The sequence below is a fragment of the Desulfococcus sp. genome, from assembly GCF_050178255.1.
Taxonomy (GTDB): Bacteria; Desulfobacterota; Desulfobacteria; order Desulfobacterales; family Desulfococcaceae; genus Desulfococcus; species Desulfococcus multivorans.
Genome location: NZ_JBFXGG010000004.1, coordinates 1 through 20,707, shown reverse-complemented (window position 1 = coordinate 20,707; position 20,707 = coordinate 1). Strand labels below are relative to the sequence as shown.

Here is a 20,707-nt window from a genome sequence, read left to right as displayed (position 1 = left end):
GATTGTCTTTACGAATTCACTTTAGAAAATCGATAAGGGCTTTGCCGAATGTCATTCGACAGGCCCTTATTGACGTCTGTTCCGGATGTATGCGATCAAACCTGAAACAGGACACACCCATCCCTCTCATGCCGGATTTCCAACCGGACATCAGGTACGGCGGCTTGTAATCTCCTTAACCCGGGCCTCCAGGATCTTTTCCTCATGCTTGCGCTTCTTGGTCGCAGCTTCATCCACCTTGGCAATCAGCACATCCATGTCGCAGGGCTTCATAAGATAATCGAACGCTCCCAATTTCATACCGTCAAGCCCGGATTCAACGGTGGCGTGGCCCGTCAGCATGATGACTTCCACCAGCGGGAATTTCATCTTGATCTGCCGCAGCGTTTCGATACCGTCCATTTCGGGCATCTTTACGTCGAGGATGACGACCTCGATCTTGCTGTTCTGATCCAGTTTCTCGAGCGCCTCCTTTCCGCTGAACGCAGTGGTGATATCGATCCCTCTTTTTTCCAGGCGTTTGGTCATAGTTTCCACAAACGGGACTTCGTCGTCCACAAGCATCACAAATGCCATTGTCATCACCCTATCCTCCTGGTTGCTGTTAAGATTGAGATTGATATTTTTAGATTTATCTCTTTATTTTAAGGCGGATAGCTTTCAGGAAAACAAAAAGCAATTCTCACGCCAAACGGACAATTTTCGGGACAACGTCCAACTGTCTGAAATAAAATAGCATCAAAACAGAGTTTTAACCATGGTCACGATAACGACCACCGTGGGTGTCGATTTTTTTTACAGGGTGTAAAAGAGACCCAAAACCGCTACAAGTCCATGCTATTCGACCACCTGGACGTTTTCAATGAATCAAGGCTCGATATCGATGGTCGGAAAGAGCCCTCGGGCTTCTCCACGGGGATAGGGCTGTATGATGTTGAACGAAATATTCTGCCCGGTCTGGGCATGTCCCTTGCCGTATTCGCCGTCAAAGAAAGCGCCGTTGGCTTCCAGTATATGCTGAATTCGATGCCGGAATGCGGCAACAAAGGCCTCGCCCGATCCTCGGAATTGCATGTTGCCGATGGAGATCTCATCCTTGATCTTCGAAAGCCGCTCCAGTGGAATGCTGTGGTCTTCAAGATCTTCCTGGGTCCGGATATATCCCCATACCAGGTGGTTTCCCGGAACGGTGACGGATTCGGTCAAATCCATAATCGTATGGGGCATGATGATGCTCTCGTCGCCGACGATCAGGGGCGCATCGGCTTTTCCCTGGAGGAACGAGTTGAAGCCCACGAAAACCTTTCTTCCCAGTTGGGCGTAGATAATGGTGGCGCCGTGGGCGGTCACGTTGAATCCCTCGAGACGTGAATAGCTGATATAACAGTTCTCCTGCGCATTGGCGCCCTCACCCAGCCACGCCTCCTCCAGAAACGCCCGCTGGGAAACCAGTACATTCCGGCTGATGTGATTTTTCCCTTTCCAGACACTGTACCGATTGATGGATGCCCCTTGGGGGATCTCCTTGATGGGAGAATCGAGGTGCACGACATCATAGAGTCGCTGAAAATCCATTTTGCGGTCTTCAGCGAAATCCATGAACATGCCCATGGCACCCTTTCCGGGAACAAAGGCGATATAACGGGTGCGTAACACATCCTGGGGAAAACGATAATTGAAATCGAAGATATCCTTGTTTCTGATCCAGACACGGCCCGATTCCACCTCGATATGGGACAACTCTCCGACTTGGACATAAGTATAGGTTCCCACCCGGCAGTCGTGAAGACTCGTGAGGTCGACCGTAGAGAAAGGTTCCAGAAAGCACCCCTCGATGGGCGACCCGTGAATGTTGGCGTAAGGCGCCGATGCGGAGTTCTTGATCAGGAACAATTCCAGTTTTTCGGGATTGTGGGAATAGTTGTGGACCAGTGTTTTGATGAGGAGGCTGTCCTTGATCCAGATGACCTCGTCGTCCTCGACGGTAACGGCGGTGCCGTTCACATCGAAGACATCCCCCTTCATTTTCAACTCGTCACCACGGATGTCGCACTTGTACAGGATTGAGTTGTCGACCTTGCAGCGCCCCAGAAAATAACTTCCGGCAAGGCTGGAATTGCTGAAATGGAAATGGATCGGATGATTGGACCAGATGCCGTAAAAGGCATAGAATTTAACCAGTTGATTTTCAGGAACCAGGTCACGGAGAAGTGCCCCGACCTCAATGGAAAATTCTCTCAGATTGATGTTCACACGATTGATGACACGATCCATCAGGTTTTCAAGCTTTTTCATGACATCTCCTTCTGTTGTTCCAACAAACTTTTTGTCGCCTGGGGTATCGGATCGGTCCTGATCGGGGAAAAATCGGCTGAAGTCGCTCCAATGACAGGATCGGATTTGGCTGGATCGAAAACGATCTTCGGGATCATATCCGGGATTTCAGTTTAACCCGGGTGGCTCCCCAACCGCCGCTGTCCAGAGCCGCATCGCCGTACCATTCGACCATGGGATGCCGTTCCAGTATGGAGCGAACCCGCTGTCTGAGAATACCGCGGCCCTTCCCGTGAATGATCCTGACCGAAAAAATACCGTTCTGAATACAGGCCTCGAAATAGTCCTCCAGTAAATTGAAAACTTCTTTGGGCTGAAACGTATGCAGGTCCAGAACATCCTCTATGGGCATTGAAATGATACGGTCTTTCACGATTCGACCTTTTTTGCACAATTTTGTTGAATCCCCGCCTCGAATATCCTAAACAAATCCCATAATGTCGAAGGCGCTCTTCAATCCGAAATATCCGAAAAGAGGTTTTGCATGTCCATCGCCGATACCGTCTGTTTTCTGGTACTGCCGCTCTTCGCCTATGCCCTGGGGTCTGTTCCCTGGGGAGTCGTCTTGACCCGGACGTTCACCGCCGTGGATATCCGGACGTCGGGCAGCGGCAATATCGGCGCCACCAACGTGCGTCGAACCGCCGGAACAGCCTGGGGTATACTGACACTGGTCCTCGATGTCCTGAAAGGCTGGGTGCCCACATTTCTGGCCGTATACTTTGTCGGAACGGGCGGGATTTCCAAAGATCTCTATGTCGCCGTTGTGCTTCTCGCCGCTTTTACAGGGCATCTTTTCCCTCTTTACACGAAGGGCAAAGGCGGTGGAAAAGGCGTGGCCACCGCAGGCGGATGCTTTCTGGCGGTCTCGCCGGCGGCCGTGGCTGCGGCCGTTTCAATTTTTCTGGTGCTGATCTTCCTGACACGACGGGTATCGGCAGGATCTCTGGCTGCTGCGGCGCTGATTCCCGCAGTTCTCTGGAAATTCAACCACTCCCTCGTTTTCACCGCTGCCGGCGTCTTGGTTGCCGCAGGCATATTTATCCGTCACCGGGAAAATATCCGTCGCCTGGCGGCAGGTAAAGAGCCTCCCTTGTAATAGGGAAGCGTCAGCCGCGAAATCCGATACGCCATATCAGGGTGATCAGGCCTGCCAGGAGGAATTGTGACTCGGTTAAAAACTCCAGCCGAATCCCCGGGCGAATGTACGCCCGCCGATGAAACGCCATGACCACCGCCAGATAGATGGGGCAAAGAATCAGGGCCAGCGCCAAACCCGGCAGAACACCGAAGACCACCGACAGGAACAACATAACGAAGACAAAGAGCAGGATCAACCGCAGCAGAGCCAAGGTCTGCTTCTTTCCCAGCAGAATCGGTATGGTATTCTTTCCGACGATCTGGTCGCCCTGCATGTCCAGCACCTCGAAAAATGCCGTTCGAACGAAGACCATGGCTACGGACCAGATAAATGTAAAAATAGTGGCCCATGCGACGGTTCCGGTGGCGGCTAAAATGGGAAACAGGGCCGTCACCACGCCCCAGGCAAGCGAGATAAGAAGGGTTTTGGAGCCGGGAATGTCACGAATGGACCGATATCTGGCGTTGGGGACGCTGTCCGGGACGATCTGAAGATTGTAAGAAAGACCCATGAGCGTCATGATCAGCAGGAGAACGAAAGGCAATATCCCCATGCCGGCCGCCACGAAAAGCCCGATAGCCCCCGACGAAAGGGCCAGAAGAATCATCTTCGACTTATGGGTTTCGAAAAAGACGGCCAGGTCGGGATTGTTGTATCGCGCCTCCCTCAATCCCGTGAGATTGTTCAGGGTGTGCATGGAAAGAACATAAAGGCTTGAAATCAGGATATATGGAAATGGGGTGCGGACATTTTGAAGCACCGAACAGGCATAACAAAGGGCACCGGCGCCGACGGCGATGTAAAGGTTGGTAGCGAGGGCGAAACGCTGAGCCATGAAGAGGCGACGCTTCCAGACTTTTTCATTTTCCAGGGGGAGGGCCTCGATAATCCGGTAAATCCGCTTGATGATCCAGTTGGGTGTGGAGGCTCCGGCGGTAATACCGATGTGTTTTACAGACCGCAGGAGTTCCATATCCAGATCGCTCTCGGTTTCGATATGGCACACCGGCTTACCCGCATCCTTTACGATCTCGACCAACCGCTGAGTGTTCCCGCTATTCCGGCCACCCACAACGATCACCGCATCGACCTCTTTGGCCAGTCGTTGGGTTTCATTCTGGCGCTGTTCCGTCGAGCCGCAGATGGTTTCAAAAACCTTGTAACCGGGATGATGCTTTTGGGCCCACTTTTTGACGGCCTCGAAGAAATGAACGTTCTGAGTGGTCTGGGCCACGATGATGGCCTTGTCGAACGCAGGCAGGGTATCCAGGTCGTGGAGCCTTCCCACCACGTGGCCGTTCGATCCGGCATATCCCAAAAGACCGATAACCTCGGGGTGATCCCGATCTCCGACGATAATCGAGGCGAAACCTTCCCGGGCATGCTTCTGAATGATGGCCTGGACCTTGATGACCCTCGGACAGGTGGCATCGATAACCGTATAGCCGGCGGATTCGAGTCGTGTCTTGGTATCGGGTGGAACACCGTGGGCCCGGATCAGAACCGTCCCGGATCCTTTTTCGGGAATTTCATTCATAACCGAAATTCCCTTTTCATCCAGCAGCTTCAAAACCTGAGGATTATGGATCAGAGGACCGTAGGTATAGATCGGAGGGGGATAACGATGGGAGGCATCCAGCGCCATCTCGACGGCCCGTTGAACCCCCATACAGAACCCCGCGTTTCTGGCGACGGATATTTTCATCGATCAATCACCACCAAAAATTTCAAGAAGACGATCAAGATCTTCATCCGTATAGAACTCGATCATCATTTTGCCTCGACGTCCGCGACGTTTGATCTGGACCTTGGTGCCCAGTCTTCGGGAAAGGTCCTCCGCGACACTGGCGAAATAGATATCCTCGGAACTCGGTTCAGGGGATTCCGGATCTTTTTGAACCGCCTTCAGCCGATTGACCAAGATTTCCGTTTCCCGGACCGACAGGTCTTTTGTGATCACCAACTGAAATATCTCCCGCTGATGGGCGGGGTTATCAAGACCTAAAACGGCTTTGGCATGTCCCATGCTGAACCGCCCCTCCACCATCGCCGATCGAATCTCCTCGGGGAGTTGCCGAAGTCTCAGAAAATTGGCCACGGCAGGTCGGCTCTTTCCCACGCGCACGGCCACCTGCTCCTGGTTGAGTCCGAATTCCGTCATCAAGCGGTGATAGGCGTCCGATTCTTCAATGGGGTTGAGATTCTCTCGCTGGATGTTTTCCACAAGGGACATCTCCAGAAGCCCTTCCGACGGCAGGCTTTTCACCACCACCGGTACCTGGGCCAGGCCCGCCATTTTCGCAGCCCGAAATCGCCGCTCACCGGCAATCAGTTCATACCCGCCCCCGCTCTCGCGAACCACCAGCGGTTGAATGATGCCCTGTTCCTTGATAGAAGCAGAGAGTTCCCTGAGGTCCTCTTCGGAGAACCGTCGGCGAGGTTGATACCGGTTGGGCAGAATCCGGTGGAGGTCACATTTGAAATATTTCCCGTCAACAGAGGGCGGTGATGAGGCCTCCATTTTGGGAATCAGCGCCCCCAGACCCTTGCCGAGTGCCATCTTTTTACGCTTCTTTGAAGATGTTTCGGATTGTCCCTCTGATTTATCTCCCAGCACGTCGCCGTTCTCAACCATCGATAATCTCTTTCGCCAAGGCAAGATAGCTTTTTGCACCCATGGAAGCAGCGTCGTATAGCAGAATGGGCTTCCCGAAGCTGGGCGCCTCCCCCAGCCGTACATTTCGGGGAATGCTGGTATTGAAAACGCGCTCTTTCCCTTTAAAATATTTCATCGCCTCCTCGGCGACCTGGTGGGAAAGATTGGTCCTTTTGTCGAGCATGGTCAGCAGAATGCCTAATATAGACAGGCCGGGATTGATGCCGGCGTTTATCAATTCCTTGGTCTGCAGGAGCTGCCCCAGACCCTCCAAGGCATAGAACTCACACTGCAGCGGAATCAGAAGCGTGTCGGCCGCCGCCATGGCGTTGAGGGTCAGGAGGCTGAGGGAAGGCGGGCAATCGATGATGATGTAATCATACCTGTCGGCAACGCTTCGGATGAGCTTTTTGAGGGAATGTTCACGCTCACGCTCGTTCATCATCTCCACTTCGAAGCCGATCAGCTCCACACGGGACGGCAGGAGGCTCAGGTTATCGATCTCGGAGCCAATGATGAGGCTCTCGGCATCCGCTTCGCCGATCAAACCATGATAGAGGGTTTTTGTCAGATCATTTTTGTCGATCCCCAGGCCCGTGGTGGCATTGGCCTGGGGATCGCAGTCTATCAAAAGCGTCCGTTTCTCCGACAAAGCCAAGGCTGCCGACAAATTGACGGCGGTGGTGGTTTTGCCGACCCCGCCTTTTTGATTGGCGATGCATATTATCTGTGTCATAATTATTTTATCCTACCATAATTGTTTATTTTTGGAAAGAAATGAGTTTAAAATGCCTAACGCTTTGATATTTAGGAAAAACAATTTGTTATCCAATCTTTTTCCTTTTTCCCAGCCCTTCTTTTCCGATGCCGGCAACCGTTTAGCGACCAGGAGCGACTCACGGCGCACCCCCTTGATTCGACGAATGCAGCCTTTCAGGGGACACATAAATGCGTTCAAAAAACAACTGGCGATTCTGACGGTTGTCATTATCGGCATTCAGAGCATTCATATCGGTTCCGCCGCCGGCATCACGATCCAGGAGGAGGAGACCCTCGGTAAGGAGTTCATGAAATTGGCCGTCCGACAATACCGACTCATCGATGATCCCGCCGTTGCAAGGTACGTCAACCGGGTCGGCCGAAAAATTCTGGCCCAGCTTCCACCCCAGCCGTTCCAGTACCGTTTTTACGTTATCCGGCAGGATGTCTACAACGCCTTTGCCGGACCGGCCGGCAATATTTTTATCAACAGCGGCCTGATCGAGGCTATGGACAATGAGGATGAACTCGCCGGTATTCTGGCCCACGAGATTACCCACGTCAAGGCGCGCCACATTAGCCAGAGAATCGAGCGGGCATCCCGGATTCAGTGGGCCACCTTGGCAGGCATGGTAGCCGGTATCTTCCTGGGCGTCGGGGGCGGCGCGGAAGCGGGCGGCGCGCTCACCATCGGATCGGCGGCCGCCACCCAGTCGGCATTTCTGGCCTACAGTCGCCAGGATGAAATTCAGGCGGACGAATTGGGTATCGATATCTTGACGGCCGCCGGCTACAGCGGTTTCGGTATGATGACCATGCTCAAGAAAATACGGGACAAGCAGTGGTTTGGTGCGTCGGACGTTCCCTCTTACCTGATGACGCACCCGGCTGTTGACGATCGCCTCGCCTATCTGGATACGTGGATCCAGGGCCATCCCGAGGCGCTGACGATCATAAAGCGACGCGACAACTCCGAATTCCGCCAGGTGCGAACCCGCTTGATCGCCGCTTACGGGAACCCTGCCCTGGCCCTGAAACAAATGGCCGCATCTCTTAAAATACATCCGGATGATGCGATGGTCCTCCACGGCTACGGCATTGCCCTGGCCCGAAACGATCGCCCCGGAGAAGGTATCGGTTTCGTCAGAAAAGCCCTGGAGAAAAAACCCTTTGACGCCGTCATGTTGAAGGATCTGGGGGAAATCGCCTTCATGGACGGACAGTACGACGCCGCCCGAAAGGCATTGGAAGGCAGCAAGGGTATCGATCCCAACGATTTTGAGACGTTCTTCCTGTTGGGACGAACGCAACTCGAACAAGGGGAGTATCTCCAGTCGTCGGAATCCTTTAAAACCGTTCTCGAAAAACAGCCCAACTCCATTCGGGCGCTCTTTTATCTGGGAGAGGCTTACGGAAAAGCAGGCAGAATGGGCGATGCCCATTATTATCTTGGACGCTACCACCATACGCGGCGCGATTTCAAAAACGCCGCCTTCCATCTCCGTCAGGTGATCAAGCATTCCGAGGATCCCATCCAGAAAGCCGAGGCCGAAGAGTTGTTGTCCCAGGCAAAAAAGGAGCAGACCGAGGAGGAGAAGTCGAAGGAGGAGGCTCCCGCCGACAAGAATTCAAGAATCCGACGAAACCAGCGAAATCGGGAGACGCCCTTCAATTCCGATCAAAATGGGAGAACTGCATGGTAAAGGTGCCTCGACCCTGCGTCGCAGACCGGAGACTGGTGGAATATCCAAACATTCGCGCCAACGGCACGACGGCCTTGATAACCTGAACACCCCGCTGAACGTCAATGGCTTCGATCTTTCCCTTTCGGGCATTGAGATCACCGATGACCTCCCCCATGAAGGCTTCGGGGACAAGAATCTCCACCCTCATGATGGGATCTAGCAGATAGGGAGAAGCTTTTGACATGGCCTCCTTGGTCGCCATGCTGGCACTGACCCGATAGGCCAGTTCGGTGCCCTGGGACTCCTTGTAGCCGCCGCCCAGAAGCACCGCTTCCACGTCCATGACGGGGTATCCCATCAACGAACCGCTTCCCAGCGATTCCATCACCCCGGCACGTACGGCCGGAATGAATATCTCGGGAATCTCTCCCCCGGTCATTTCCGATACGAACCGTACCCCGGCCCCTCGTTCCAGAGGCCGCAATTCGAGAAGGACCTCTCCGTAGTGATGCTGGCCGGCGATATCCTTGTCGAACACCACGGCGGCCCGGGCGGTCTCGGCGATGGTCTCCCGATAAACGACCTGGGGTTTGCCGACATTGACACTGGTGCTGAACTCCCGCATCATCCGGCTGATAATGATCTCCAGGTGGAGTTCTCCCATTCCCGACAGAATGGTCTGACCGGTGTCTTCATCCATCCGAACCCTGAGGGTCGGATCCTCGGCGACGAATTTGGCCAGAACCTGATCCAGTTTTTCCTGGTCCGAATGGGTTTTAGGCTCGATGGCAATGGAGATGACCGGTTCGTAAAACTCCATCTTTTCCAGAAGAATCGGATGATCGGGATGACAGAGGGTGTCGCCCGTCCCCGAATCCTTCAGTCCGACAACCCCGACGATGCTCCCCGGGCCGGCGGTGTCGACTCGCTCCCGCTTGTTGGCGTGCATCTTGAGAATGCGGGACAGTTTTTCCTTTTTGTTGAGGCTCGTGTTGAACACGTCGTCGCCGGACTTCAATTTCCCGCTGTAGACCCTCACATAGGTGAGCTTTCGTCCCTCCATCATGGATACCTTGAAGATCAGGGCTGCCAACGGTCTGTTTTCAAAGGGCAGACATTTCACCTCGTCGCCCGTCTGGGGGTTTGTACCGTGAATCGGCGGAACGTCCTCGGGGCTGGGCATGAAATTGACGATGGCGTCGAGAAGGGGTTGAATACCTTTATTTCTCAAGGCGGAGCCGCAAAGCACCGGCACCAGCGTCAGCGATGCGGTGGCTTTTCGGATCGCCGCCACCAGCTGGGCCTCGGTGATCTCCTGCTCCGACAGGTAGGCCTCCATGAGGGCATCATCGGTTTCAGCCAATGTTTCAAGCAGTTTTTCCCGATAGGCCTGCGCCGTTTCCAGAAGATCGGAGCTCACCTCGCCCTCATCGAACGTGGCGCCCAGATCATCGTTTCTCCATGTGATCTGCTTCATGCGAATCAGATCGACGACGCCGGAAAAGGTGTCTTCAAGACCGACCGGCAGTTGGAGCAACAGCGGTCGGGCGTGCAATCGCTCCTTCATCATCTCCACGGTACCGAAAAAATCAGCGCCGATCCGGTCCATTTTGTTGATAAAGGCCATCTTGGGCACATGATATTTATCGGCCTGGCGCCATACGGTCTCCGACTGGGGTTCGACCCCGCCGACGGCACAGAAGACCCCGACGGCACCGTCCAGCACCCGAAGGGATCGTTCCACCTCGATGGTGAAATCGACATGTCCCGGCGTGTCGATGATCTGGATATCCCGCCCTTTCCAGGGACAGGTCGTCACGGCCGACGTGATGGTGATCCCCCGCTCCTGTTCGTCGGTCATCCAGTCCATAACGGCCTCGCCGTCGTGGACCTCACCGATCTTGTGGGATCTTCCGGTATAATAAAGGATCCGCTCGGTGACGGTCGTCTTTCCGGCATCGATATGCGCGATGATGCCGATATTTCTGATATGCTCTATGCCGCTCTTCTTTTTCATCGTCTTCACTATCTGCCCGTTGGCATATGGATTCAGGGTCGAGAGGGACGCCGCCGAATAAGGAATTTTTAATAAACCAAACCCCCGGTGATGTCAAGGAGAGAGGCATCAGAACCATCACCGCGACGATTTCAGAAAGTCATCGTAAACCCTGCGGACATCTTCTGAAAAAAGTACAAAGATCACCCGCTTTGGATACGCGTTTCGCTCCAGAAAGCCCGCGACGGTCTCGACGGCAACCCGGCAGGCCGCCTCCAGGGGATAGCCGTATACCCCGCAGCTGACGGCAGGAAAAGCAACGGTGTCAAAACGTCGATCGGCCGCAATGGCGAGGGAATTCTCATAGCATCGCGATAGCAGCAGGGGATCCTCGGGGGATCCTTTGTAAACGGGCCCGACGGTGTGAATCACATACCTGGCCGGCAGGCGATACCCCTTGGTGATCCGGGCCTCCCCCGTGGGGCAGCCCCCCAGAGTACGGCATTCCGCCAGGAGTTCCGGTCCGGCAGCCCTGTGGATGGCACCGTCCACCCCGCCGCCCCCCAGAAGCGACCGATTGGCCGCGTTGACAATGGCATCGACCGCCAGTTGGGTAATGTCGCCCGTCCGGACCTCCAGACGTTTCATAATTTCCGGTTTTATCATAGGACGCTCCTGGTTAATCCGACTTGAGATCATAAAGGGTCTCGTCCCGCCTGGGAGCGGTTCTACGCCCTGCGGAGCCAACAATTTTCCTGCCTGTTGGAAGGAACGGCGCCTCATCTTCCAACAGGTCTCCCATTTCCGATTCGATGGCGTCCGGATCTTCGCCGCGCGCCATGCGCGCCAAGGCCTCTTCCATGCCCTGACCCAGTTGAAGACCGGTCATGTCGCTCAGTCGGCGCATGAGATCGGCTGCCTGCCGCGGATCGTTTTCGTCGATTTTATCGGCTTCCTTTTCCAATGTCGCCAAGGCCTTGGCCATCCTGGCATCGTCAACGGGAAGGTCGTCCGTTTCATCTGTCTCCCTGGCCCTTCCCGTGAACGCGAACAGGGATACCTGACGCGTCAGCCGCCGGTTCTTGCAGTTGGGACAGGTCGGGCAGGTGGTGGTATCGATGGTTCTGCTGAAAAAACTGTAAATCGTGTGGCAGTCGCTGCAGTAGAATTCGTAAATCGGCATGTCAACCTCATCTTGCGGCATACATTGACGATATATTTCCCAACACTCCGGCAGCACGGATTCGCTCACAGCCGCGGGGGAAAAGATTCCTATGCCGGCCTCGGGCGGATCACAGCTTTTCTTTGAATCCCGCTCGAAGCACGGCTTCCCGATTGATCATCCCCCGGTAGATCCCCTCTTCATCCACCACGGGGAGACGTCTGATCTCTTTTTCGGTCATGATCTGGATGGCGTCTTCGATGAAGGCGTCCTCGCGGACAGTGATGATCTCTTTTTTCATCACATCCTTCGCCTTTCGTCTTCGGAGGCGATCCTGCAGGGCTTTCCCGTGCTTCCCTTTCTCGGTAAAACCGGCAAATCGGGTCAAATACTGCCAGATACCCGGTTGGTCGTCGGAAAATGCCGACAGCAGATTCCGATCGGAGATCAAACCCTGCAGGTGTCCCCCCTCATCCACAACAGCTACCCGCTGGATATCGTCGTCATCGATCATGTGCAACACCGCTTCCACCGAGGCATCCGGCAATACAGTGTGGGTGTCCCGTCGCATGATATCGGAAACGAAATGGGCGTCGGTCAAAGTGATCTCGCTCTTCCGGATAGTTCTCCAGTCGGGGGATTCCCGGGCAATGGTCCGAAAGACATCTATTCGCGACACGATCCCGGTCAGCTTTCCCCAGGCGTCGACGACCAGAAGGCGCTTGACGTTTTTATCGAGCATCAGACTGACGCCGTCCGTCAGAAGCGCATCCTCCTGAATATGGACATCCGGCCGGGTCATGATGGCTTCGGCCGTCGTCTCCGAAAGGGATTTCAGGATCATGTCGACGAGATCCGGTTCGGAACCGGCGATGAGAGCGAGCCGCATGGGCATACCCGCTCGGTAGATCAGGTCGGTCTGGGAGATAACGCCTACCGGGCGATCCTGGGCGTCAACCACCGGAAGACCGGTGAAGGTTTCGGTCAAAAGCAGCCGAACCACCTGGTCCACCGGTGTTGTCGTGCGAACCTTTTTCGGGAAAGGGGTCATGACGTCCCGGATCTTGATCCGAGGCGGCAACAGTCGCTTTCTGGTCTTGTGCCAGTGGACATTGAGTTCCCGCACACCCACAATACCTTCGCAAACCATCTGCTCGAGCACATCCATGACCGGACTCAGCTCGGAGGCCGGCAGAATGATCTCGATTTTGAGCGGCAGGTTATGGGAAGGATCAACGCTGCTCTGACTTGCCGTCTCGCCGTCCTCGTAGCAGGCATCGGTACCCTTGGTGACCGTGCACCGAGCTGCTATTTTCAGGCTTCTGACATAGGCGAGAATTTCCTCATAAAGGATTTGACTGCGGCATCTTGCATTCTCACGGGTAAAGATTTCAATAACACGGTATCGAATGGTCATGTCATCTGCCTCCTTCCAAGCGAGTTGAGCCGCCGCCTACCCCGTCGGCATCATCCATCCCACCGGCCGTCACCCACCCGATCTTTGCCGTAATTCCCATCAAACTTCGCCCCCTATCGCCCATGGACCGCTGTCACCTGGATCCATGAGGCATGAAACAGTCAATGATGACGACGCCGTCTGCACGTCACCATTCCGACATGATGCGGATCGGCCGGAAAAGAATCTTTTGGATGACGACGACATTGAAACAGAAAAAAGAACGCTTCCACGCATGCCGTTCCCGATTCTTAACATAATGCAGGAAAGGGGCGGATTGAAGCATTCCCGGGTTGTGTTCTTCAGAAGATTCGCAGTTCACCTGAAGATAAATGCCGCCGGATTCCAACTCAGGGCTGCTCTATGCAATATGCCTGATGAGGTACGGGCATATTGTGCGATCGATGAATCGCCCGTTATGGGCCGCCACAGTCGACCGACGCATCAGACAAGGGTATATCCCGGCCCCTCGCCGCCTTCGGGACAGGTCCAGGTGATATTCTTATAAGGATCCTTGATATCACAGGTTTTGCAATGAAAACAATTTGAAGGATTCAGCTTGAGCTGCATTTTTCCGGTTTTCTCATCGGCCGCCATCTCGTAGACATTGCCTGGACAGAACCGGGTGCAGGGGCTCCCGTAGGTCGGGTAGCAGACCCGGACGCAAAGTTCCCGGTCATGAACGATCAGGTGGGACGGCTGATCCTCACGATGAAGTGTTTTGGAGAGATAGACGCCCGTCAGTTTGTCGACGTGCAGGGTCCCATCCAGGGATTTGGGGTCGACGCGCTCCGGAACGTCAACGCGATCCGCCGGTTGAAGGGTCCGAAAGTCCTCCTCCAGCGGCATAAAATCGCGAACGCCACGGCCGTGGGTAAGGTATTGGGACCCCAGATATATCAGCTTCAAAAGCCCTTTTTTAGCCAGCCCCTGGGCGAAATTTCTCCCCTCGTACATTTCCTGTTCGGCCCAACTGCTCTTGAATCGTTGATGGTAGACCTGAAGGGTCTCAGCATCGAACCGTCCCTGCTGCAGGGCTGTCAGGCAGGCTTCAGCCGCCAGCATGCCGGATTTCATGGAAAGATGAATGCCCTTGAGCCCCGGGGTGTTGTGCATGGCCGCAGCACCGCCGATGAACAGGCCGCCGTCCGCAAACAGCCGGGGTATGGAGAAGTAACCGCCGGTGGAAACCGTACGGGCGCCCTGTTCAAGCACTTTCCCGCCCTTGATGATCTTCGCCACAAAAGGATGCTGCTTGAATTTGAGGAACTCTTCATAGGGATCGAGGAGTGGATTTTCATAGCAAAGCGCCGTCAAGTACCCCAAGGCGGCCCGATTATCCTTCATTTCATATATGAATCCACCCCCCGGAGGATTCAATCCCAGGGGATAACCCATCAGATGAATAGCGTTGGCCCGGCTCGTTTTGAAAAAATGGTCCTCGGGAAGCTGAATCACCTCTTTGATTCCGGTTTCATAGACCTGCGGCTCCCGATCCGAAAAAATACCCGGTCGCGCCGCGATATCCTGCATCAGGCTGCCCCGGGCCCCTTCTCCGAATACGGTCACCCTGGCCGTGAGATCGATGCCCGGTTCGAAATTGCTTTTGGGCTCCCCATTCTTGTCAAGCCCCTTGTCGCCGGTACGAATCCCTCTGATACAGCGACCGTCGGCGGTGTAAAGCACTTCCTTACCGGTAAAGCCTGGAAAAATGTTAACCCCCAGTTCTTCCGCAATCTCGCCCATCCATCGGGTGAAACGTGACAAACTGATGATATAATGCCCCTTGTTGTGCATCTGCCTCGGCACGAACGGGATTTGAAAGTGTCTGTCCGATGTCAGAAAACAGAATGCGTCATCCCGGACCACACCGTCCAAAGGGCAGTCCCGCTCTGCATAATCCGGTATCAATTCCTTCAAAGCGATGGGATTGAGAATCGCCCCGCTCACGGCATGGGCGCCGATTTCAGCCCCTTTTTCAATCAGGGCGACCTCCAGTTCCATATTGTTCTCTCGGGCCAACCGCATCAGTCGGATGGCTCCGGCGAGACTTGCAGGCCCGCCGCCGATAAACACCACGTCAAACGGTATCTCTTCGTGTTCCACGTTCATATCGTTATCACCTTAACTGTTCTATTCGGGTTGGATGGGATACATCAGTCGCCGATGGGGACCGGGAAGGCGTTTTTTGATCTCGCATCGGCTCAAAAGATATCACTGCCAAATATCAGCCAAAATATGTTACAAACTCCCACACAAAATACAAGGGAAAATTGACCGGGCCGGCATCTTGACTGTTTGGACGGGAAATCTTCCGCTGAATTCGTCCGAGATCGGAAGTTGACATGTTATCTGCTCAACTTTCGACTTTCATGATGGTGACCGGATAGCGGTGCCGGCACATGAAAGTCGACAGTTGCGGTATCTGATCCGGTTTTCGGTGTTCAGGGTCCGTACCGTCGCCATCGCGAAAGCCGGACGTTGAATGATCTAAATGGGATGGAGGAAAGGATCATGAAAGACAATTACGCCGTCATCGTTCAGACCCATATTGATGCGCTTTTCAAAAATTCCAACGCTGCAAGGGAACTCGCCGAGCAATTGCCCGGCGCTGTCGACGGCACCGGCGTTCGTTTTTCAGCTTTTGGTGAACCCTGCCGCATCGGACCGGAGGGTATTTTCCTGTCGGGCGTCAAACAGGAAGGGCCGCTGGGCATTATTATCGCCCTTTATGCCCGGTCGGCCAATCCCGGCGCCATGGTTATGACGCCCTTCCGGGCCTTCAAGGATTTTCCGGGCAGCATGCCCTATGTGGGCGCCTTCGCGGCCTACACTCAGGAAGCTCTTGTGCCTTTTGTGGAGGCCGTTCGCACCCACATGTCCGACATCGTGGAAGCATTGGGCGGAAGCACCGCCGTGGACGGTGTGGGGGGCGATTTCGCCTTTCAGGTGATGCCGCTGCCGAAAATCGCCCTCTGCTACATCTTCTATGAGGCCGACGAAGACTTTCCAGCCTCCGTCACCTGCCTCTTTTCCGCCAACGCACTTGATTTCATCCCCATGGACGGTCTTGCGGATACGGGAGAATACACCACCCGGAAAATCATCCGCATACTGGGCTGAGAAATATCTTCCGGCAAAATCCCCGCCAATCCGAAAAAGGCGGGCATGTCAAGGCGGAGGAATCACCTCCGCCTGTTCCGCCGCAGAAAGGGTTTTGCCTATCGGTTCAGGAGCGCCAGCGCTTTCTGGACGACGTTTTCCACCGTGAAACCGTAGCGCTCCAACACCAGGCTGCCGGGCGCGGAAGTGCCGAAGGTGTCGATACCGATGACGGCGTCGCGGGCACCGACATACCGTTCCCATCCCATGGGCTGGCCGGCTTCCACCGCCAACCGCGTCTTGACCTCCGGTGGAAGGACCTGATCCTTGTAAGCAGCGTCCTGCTTTTCGAACAACTCCCAACTCGGCAAGCCGACCACCCGGGATTTGACGCCTTTTTCCGCCAGCACCTTTTGGGCTTCAAGGATGAGATGGACCTCGGCGCCGGTGGCGATAAGAATAATATCCGCCCGCCCTTCACAATCCAACAGGATATATCCGCCGGCGGCAAGGCCGGCGGCATTCGCGCAGGTTTTCCGATCGATCACCGGCAGTTTCTGGCGGCTTAGAATCAGCGCTGTGGGACCCGCGCCATGGGTCATGGCAATGCGCCAGGCTTCCCGCGTCTCATTGGCGTCTGCCGGTCGGATCACCGTAAGCCCCGGAATGGCCCGAAGACTCATCAGGTGCTCCACCGGCTGATGGGTCGGGCCGTCTTCACCCACGGCCACACTGTCGTGGGTGAAAACGTAAGTAACCGGTATCTTCATGAGGGACGCCAATCGAATGGACGCCCGCATATAATCGGCGAACACCAGGAAGGTGCCGCCGAAAGGCCGGATGCCGCCGTGAAGCGCCAAACCCGACAGAATCGCGCCCATGGCATGTTCCCGAACTCCGAAACGGATGTTCCTGCCGCTGTAAACGTTTTTCTGGAAGTCCGCCGCGCCGTCGATGTGAGTCTTGTTGGAAGGTCCGAGATCGGCCGAACCGCCGATAAGGTTGAGAATCCGTCCCGCCAGTCCGTTGATAACGCGCCCCGACGCCGAACGGGTCGCCACGGGACCGTCCGCCGCTGAAAAGGCGGGAAGGTCGGCGTCCCATCCTTCAGGCAACGTTCCGGTGATCATTTCGTTCCATTCCCGAGCCGGTTCGGGGTGGGCCGTCGCATAAGCATTGAAGGCTTCGAGCCATTTCATCTGGTGGGCCTGACCCCTGTCGACACATTTCCGAAACACCTTCAACGGATCTTCCAATACGCAGAAGCATTTGTCCTCCGAGCATCCCAGATTGATCTTGGTAAGTCGAACCTCCTCCTCCCCCAGGGGTGCGCCGTGGGCGTCGGCGGTATCCTGCTTGTTGGGGCTGCCGTAGGCGATGTGAGTGCGCAACAGGATCACCGAAGGCTTTTCGGTCTCGTCCTTGGCCGCTGTCAGTGCATTACGGATGGCATCGACATCGTTGCCGTCCGCCACGCGCTGCACATGCCAGTTCATGGCTTCGAACCGGAGTGCCGTATTCTCGGTGAAGGCGAGGTCGGTGCTTCCCTCTATGGAAATCCTGTTGTCGTCATAGATACAGATCAGCTTCCCGAGCCCGAGATGACCGGCCAGGGAGGCGGCCTCATAGCTGATCCCCTCCATCAGATCGCCGTCTCCGCACATGACATAGGTATGGTGATCAACGATGGTATTGCCTTCTCGGTTGAAGCGGTCGGCCAGAAACCGCTCGGCCATGGCCATGCCTACGGCATTGGCAATCCCCTGTCCCAGGGGTCCGGTGGTGGTTTCCACCCCCGGCGTATGGCCGTATTCAGGGTGTCCCGGCGTTTTGCTGCCCCACTGTCGGAAATTCCGGATGTCCTCCAGGGTCACATCGTAGCCCGTCAGGTGCAAAACGCTGTATAGCAGCATGGATGCATGCCCCCCGGAAAGCACGAACCGATCCCGGTCAGGCCATTGTGGGTTTTTGGGGTTGTGCTTCATTACCTGGGTCCACAAAACATAGGCGGCGGGAGCCAAGCCCATAGGCGCTCCAGGATGCCCGGAATTGGCTGCCTGAACAGCATCCATGGAGAGGGTGCGAATGGTGTTGATGCACAGTTGATCGTTGATGGCGCGGCATTCCGCCGATGGTTGGTTCATTTTGATTGTTTCTCCTTGATGTTTCATTTCAGATGTAAGCCCATGAAAATCGGACAAAAACAGGGCAGACAACCGGATCGCGCTTTTCTGTCCCGATCAGATCGGGATCTTGACGACCGATTGTCGTTGATATCGGCCGGCATGACTGATGTTCCGGCTTCGCGCACCCTTTTAGACAGGACCTTTCAAACGATATGATAATGGCCTATAACGCCCGCAGCCATTCAGGTTTCAGTTTGATTCCGCCGGACAGGGCTTCGTCTATCAACTTGAGGACGGTCTCCCGATCCTTGGGAAGCCTGGCCTTGATGGGCAGGTAATTGGAGGCATGGTTGGCATGAAACAGTCCTCGGGATATGTGGGTGTGAGCGATCATGGTTCGCAACTCCATGAGCATCTCCTCAGGCGCCATCAACTCGAAATGCCCCGAGGTATATTCGTCGTGGAGGGGCGTTCCGGGAATCAACATAAGGCTCAAAGCCCCCACGTATTCAGGGTCGATAGCGCTGAGGACCCGGCCGGTGGCCTCCGCATGGATTCGGGAACGCGCTTTTCCGGCCAAGCCTAAAAGCACCGTGAGGGAAAGCTTGATGCCGGCTTTGCGGATCTTTTGTCCCATTCTGATCATTTTATCGGCATCAGCGCCCTTCCGCACCTTGTCGAGAGTGACGTCATCCCCGGACTCCAACCCCATATAGGCAATTTTCAGTCCGTGGGCGTGAAGCGCCGCGAGATCTTCATCGCTTTTCAGATCGATTCCCTTGGTATTGGCGTACAGACCAACCCGCGTAACCCAGGGCAGCCGACGCTGGATCTCCTTGAGAATGTTCAGAAGCCGCTGTTGCGGGATGATCAGGGCATCCCCGTCACAGATGAAGACGCGCCGCACGTCGGCGTAATGTTGGGCGGCATAGGCAATGTCGGCATAAATTCTTTCGTCGGACTTTATCTTGAAGCGAAGTCCCTTGTAAGCGCCGCAGAAGGTACATTTGTTGTGGGAACAGCCGACGGTGGCCTGCAGCAGGATGCTGTAAGCCTCGCTCGGCGGCCGGATAACCCGGTGGGGATGTTCGTAGTGCATCGATATCGCTCCCATTATACTGAAATATTTCTTTTTTGTTTCTCTTCTTCAATCGCCCCCACGTTTACGCAAATTGCGTCGGAGATGCAAGCCTTATTTTGGCGGAAATACAGGGGCATCAACCCCATGAGAGCGGTTCGAAAGCGGCACCCGCATTTACCCGCCGGCTTCCGCTCCTCCGTCCGATCCGACGGAAGCGGAAGCCGGGCGGTATCAATCCTTCATGAGCTTTCTCAGAACATAAGGCAGAATACCCCCATTCTGAAAATAGTCCACCTCGATGTCCGTGTTCAATTTGGATTCAGTCTCGAACTCTCTCACGTCGCCGTCCTTTGTGACGGCCCGGACTTTGATGATGCTTCGGGGTTTCATATCCGCCAGGCCGCTCAGCGTATAGGTTTCCGAACCGTCCAGACCGAGTTGCCGCCATCCCTCGCCTTCCTTGAAAACGAGCGGCAGCACACCCATGCCCACGAGGTTACTCCGATGGATCCTCTCGAAGGATTCGGCGATAACGGCCCGAACGCCCAGGAGAATGGTGCCCTTGGCGGCCCAATCCCGGGAAGAGCCGGTCCCGTACTCCTTGCCGCCCATCACCACCAGGGGAACCCCATCAGCCTTGTATTTCATGGCGGCCTCGTAAATGAATGCCTCCTCGTCCTCTGGAAATTTTCGGGTGTAACTGCCCTCTTTGGGGGCCGTCATCTGATTTTTGATCCGGATGTTGCCGAAGGTGCCCCGCATCATCACCTCGTGGTTGCCCCGACGGGAGCCGTAGGAGTTGAAAGCCTTGACGTCCACACCTTTCTCGACAAGATACCGACCAGCGGGATATTCCGCCGGAATCGCCCCGGCCGGCGAGATATGATCGGTAGTCACCGAATCGCCCAGAAGGAGCAAAGGACGCGCACCGTCGATATCCTCGATTTTTCTTACTTCGAGGTCAAACCCTTCGAAATAAGGAGGATTCTTGATATATGTGGATGCCTCGTCCCATTTGAAGGTGGTGCTCTCAGGGGTGTCCAGCGCCGCCCAGAATTCGTCCCCGTCAAATATTCTGGCGTATTCCTTCCGGTAGAACGTCTGCTTGACATGCCGCTGGATGAAAGACTCGATCTCGCTTCGGCGGGGCCAGACATCCTCGAGATAGACCGGCTCTCCATTCGGATCCAGACCCAGGGGACGCCTGAG

General features: G+C 55.2%; 16 protein-coding genes and 1 pseudogene. 3 read left to right on the top strand and 14 right to left on the bottom strand.

The genetic code is table 11. The features are described 5' to 3' along the window. Positions 1–150 precede the first annotated feature (150 nt). The 3 genes from AB7S84_RS01890 to AB7S84_RS01880 form a co-directional block, all read right to left on the bottom strand. Positions 151–582, bottom strand: a complete 432-nt coding sequence (locus tag AB7S84_RS01890) for a response regulator (RefSeq protein ID WP_020876994.1) — start codon at positions 580–582, stop codon at positions 151–153. A 285-nt stretch (positions 583–867) separates the two neighbouring features. Beyond that, on the bottom strand, positions 868–2,295 hold the full coding sequence (locus AB7S84_RS01885; RefSeq protein ID WP_020876993.1) for a hypothetical protein: 1,428 nt from the start codon (positions 2,293–2,295) through the stop codon (positions 868–870). Between the two features lie 133 nt (positions 2,296–2,428). Further along, on the bottom strand, positions 2,429–2,707 hold the full coding sequence (locus tag AB7S84_RS01880; RefSeq protein ID WP_428152810.1) for a Smr/MutS family protein: 279 nt from the start codon (positions 2,705–2,707) through the stop codon (positions 2,429–2,431). Positions 2,708–2,818: 111 nt separating this feature from the next. On the opposite strand from AB7S84_RS01880, the gene plsY reads away from it, so the two are divergent. Beyond that, positions 2,819–3,433 (top strand): glycerol-3-phosphate 1-O-acyltransferase PlsY, encoded by a 615-nt coding sequence (gene plsY, locus AB7S84_RS01875; RefSeq protein ID WP_428152809.1) that lies wholly within the window; start codon positions 2,819–2,821, stop codon positions 3,431–3,433. Positions 3,434–3,443: 10 nt separating this feature from the next. On the opposite strand, the gene ispH is transcribed toward plsY, so the two are convergent. Genes ispH through AB7S84_RS01860 form a run of 3 tightly spaced genes read right to left on the bottom strand, consistent with a single transcriptional unit; the run spans position 3,444 to position 6,867 of the window. Then, a complete protein-coding gene (gene ispH, locus AB7S84_RS01870; protein ID WP_428152808.1) occupies positions 3,444–5,180 on the bottom strand; it encodes a 4-hydroxy-3-methylbut-2-enyl diphosphate reductase in 1,737 nt (578 codons plus the stop codon). Positions 5,181–5,183: 3 nt separating this feature from the next. Then, positions 5,184–6,110, bottom strand: coding sequence for a ParB/RepB/Spo0J family partition protein (locus AB7S84_RS01865; RefSeq protein WP_428152807.1), 927 nt, complete (start codon positions 6,108–6,110; stop codon positions 5,184–5,186). Beyond that, complete coding sequence (locus AB7S84_RS01860) at positions 6,103–6,867, bottom strand: ParA family protein (protein ID WP_020876988.1); 765 nt, start codon at positions 6,865–6,867, stop codon at positions 6,103–6,105. The genes AB7S84_RS01865 and AB7S84_RS01860 overlap by 8 nt, the downstream gene beginning before the upstream one ends. A 175-nt stretch (positions 6,868–7,042) precedes the next feature. On the opposite strand from AB7S84_RS01860, the gene AB7S84_RS01855 reads away from it, so the two are divergent. Further along, complete coding sequence (locus AB7S84_RS01855; protein WP_428152806.1) at positions 7,043–8,593, top strand: M48 family metalloprotease; 1,551 nt, start codon at positions 7,043–7,045, stop codon at positions 8,591–8,593. Here AB7S84_RS01855 and fusA read toward each other — a convergent pair. The 5 genes from fusA to AB7S84_RS01830 all read right to left on the bottom strand — a co-directional run bounded on the left by fusA (position 8,559) and on the right by AB7S84_RS01830 (position 15,301). After that, positions 8,559–10,592 carry an elongation factor G gene (gene fusA / locus AB7S84_RS01850; RefSeq protein WP_428152805.1) on the bottom strand — a complete coding sequence of 678 codons (2,034 nt, stop codon included), beginning with the start codon at positions 10,590–10,592 and terminating at the stop codon, positions 8,559–8,561. The genes AB7S84_RS01855 and fusA overlap by 35 nt on opposite strands. A gap of 117 nt (positions 10,593–10,709) precedes the next feature. Continuing rightward, positions 10,710–11,237, bottom strand: coding sequence for an O-acetyl-ADP-ribose deacetylase (locus AB7S84_RS01845; protein WP_428152804.1), 528 nt, complete (start codon positions 11,235–11,237; stop codon positions 10,710–10,712). 13 nt (positions 11,238–11,250) lie between these two features. Continuing rightward, positions 11,251–11,754 (bottom strand): FmdB family zinc ribbon protein, encoded by a 504-nt coding sequence (locus tag AB7S84_RS01840; RefSeq protein WP_428152803.1) that lies wholly within the window; start codon positions 11,752–11,754, stop codon positions 11,251–11,253. A 109-nt stretch (positions 11,755–11,863) separates the two neighbouring features. Continuing rightward, positions 11,864–13,150 carry a DUF190 domain-containing protein gene (locus tag AB7S84_RS01835; protein WP_428152802.1) on the bottom strand — a complete coding sequence of 429 codons (1,287 nt, stop codon included), beginning with the start codon at positions 13,148–13,150 and terminating at the stop codon, positions 11,864–11,866. Between the two features lie 483 nt (positions 13,151–13,633). Then, positions 13,634–15,301, bottom strand: coding sequence for a 4Fe-4S dicluster domain-containing protein (locus tag AB7S84_RS01830; protein WP_428152801.1), 1,668 nt, complete (start codon positions 15,299–15,301; stop codon positions 13,634–13,636). Positions 15,302–15,703: 402 nt separating this feature from the next. On the opposite strand from AB7S84_RS01830, the gene AB7S84_RS01825 reads away from it, so the two are divergent. Then, a complete protein-coding gene (locus tag AB7S84_RS01825) occupies positions 15,704–16,312 on the top strand; it encodes a DUF3786 domain-containing protein (protein WP_020876981.1) in 609 nt (202 codons plus the stop codon). A gap of 98 nt (positions 16,313–16,410) precedes the next feature. Here the strand turns inward: AB7S84_RS01825 and tkt are convergent, their stop codons facing one another. The 3 genes and pseudogenes from tkt to AB7S84_RS01810 form a co-directional block, all read right to left on the bottom strand. Beyond that, positions 16,411–18,435, bottom strand: a complete 2,025-nt coding sequence (gene tkt / locus AB7S84_RS01820; protein ID WP_020876980.1) for a transketolase — start codon at positions 18,433–18,435, stop codon at positions 16,411–16,413. A gap of 205 nt (positions 18,436–18,640) precedes the next feature. Beyond that, positions 18,641–19,516 carry a B12-binding domain-containing radical SAM protein gene (locus AB7S84_RS01815; protein ID WP_020876979.1) on the bottom strand — a complete coding sequence of 292 codons (876 nt, stop codon included), beginning with the start codon at positions 19,514–19,516 and terminating at the stop codon, positions 18,641–18,643. Between the two features lie 213 nt (positions 19,517–19,729). Then, positions 19,730–20,707 (bottom strand): annotated as a pseudogene (locus tag AB7S84_RS01810) (aconitate hydratase); the annotation flags it as partial.

Bases quoted from the DNA above. Each gene is read 5' to 3' on its own strand.
- ispH (WP_428152808.1), bottom strand. From the start codon at position 5,180: ATGAAAATATCCGTCGCCAGAAACGCGGGGTTCTGTATGGGGGTTCAA.
- AB7S84_RS01845 (WP_428152804.1), bottom strand. From the start codon at position 11,237: ATGATAAAACCGGAAATTATGAAACGTCTGGAGGTCCGGACGGGCGAC.
- AB7S84_RS01885 (WP_020876993.1), bottom strand. From the start codon at position 2,295: ATGAAAAAGCTTGAAAACCTGATGGATCGTGTCATCAATCGTGTGAAC.
- plsY (WP_428152809.1), top strand. From the start codon at position 2,819: ATGTCCATCGCCGATACCGTCTGTTTTCTGGTACTGCCGCTCTTCGCC.
- AB7S84_RS01835 (WP_428152802.1), bottom strand. From the start codon at position 13,150: ATGACCATTCGATACCGTGTTATTGAAATCTTTACCCGTGAGAATGCA.
- fusA (WP_428152805.1), bottom strand. From the start codon at position 10,592: ATGAAAAAGAAGAGCGGCATAGAGCATATCAGAAATATCGGCATCATC.
- tkt (WP_020876980.1), bottom strand. From the start codon at position 18,435: ATGAACCAACCATCGGCGGAATGCCGCGCCATCAACGATCAACTGTGC.
- AB7S84_RS01830 (WP_428152801.1), bottom strand. From the start codon at position 15,301: ATGAACGTGGAACACGAAGAGATACCGTTTGACGTGGTGTTTATCGGC.
- AB7S84_RS01890 (WP_020876994.1), bottom strand. From the start codon at position 582: ATGACAATGGCATTTGTGATGCTTGTGGACGACGAAGTCCCGTTTGTG.
- AB7S84_RS01865 (WP_428152807.1), bottom strand. From the start codon at position 6,110: ATGGTTGAGAACGGCGACGTGCTGGGAGATAAATCAGAGGGACAATCC.
- AB7S84_RS01815 (WP_020876979.1), bottom strand. From the start codon at position 19,516: ATGCACTACGAACATCCCCACCGGGTTATCCGGCCGCCGAGCGAGGCT.
- AB7S84_RS01840 (WP_428152803.1), bottom strand. From the start codon at position 11,754: ATGCCGATTTACGAATTCTACTGCAGCGACTGCCACACGATTTACAGT.
- AB7S84_RS01825 (WP_020876981.1), top strand. From the start codon at position 15,704: ATGAAAGACAATTACGCCGTCATCGTTCAGACCCATATTGATGCGCTT.
- AB7S84_RS01860 (WP_020876988.1), bottom strand. From the start codon at position 6,867: ATGACACAGATAATATGCATCGCCAATCAAAAAGGCGGGGTCGGCAAA.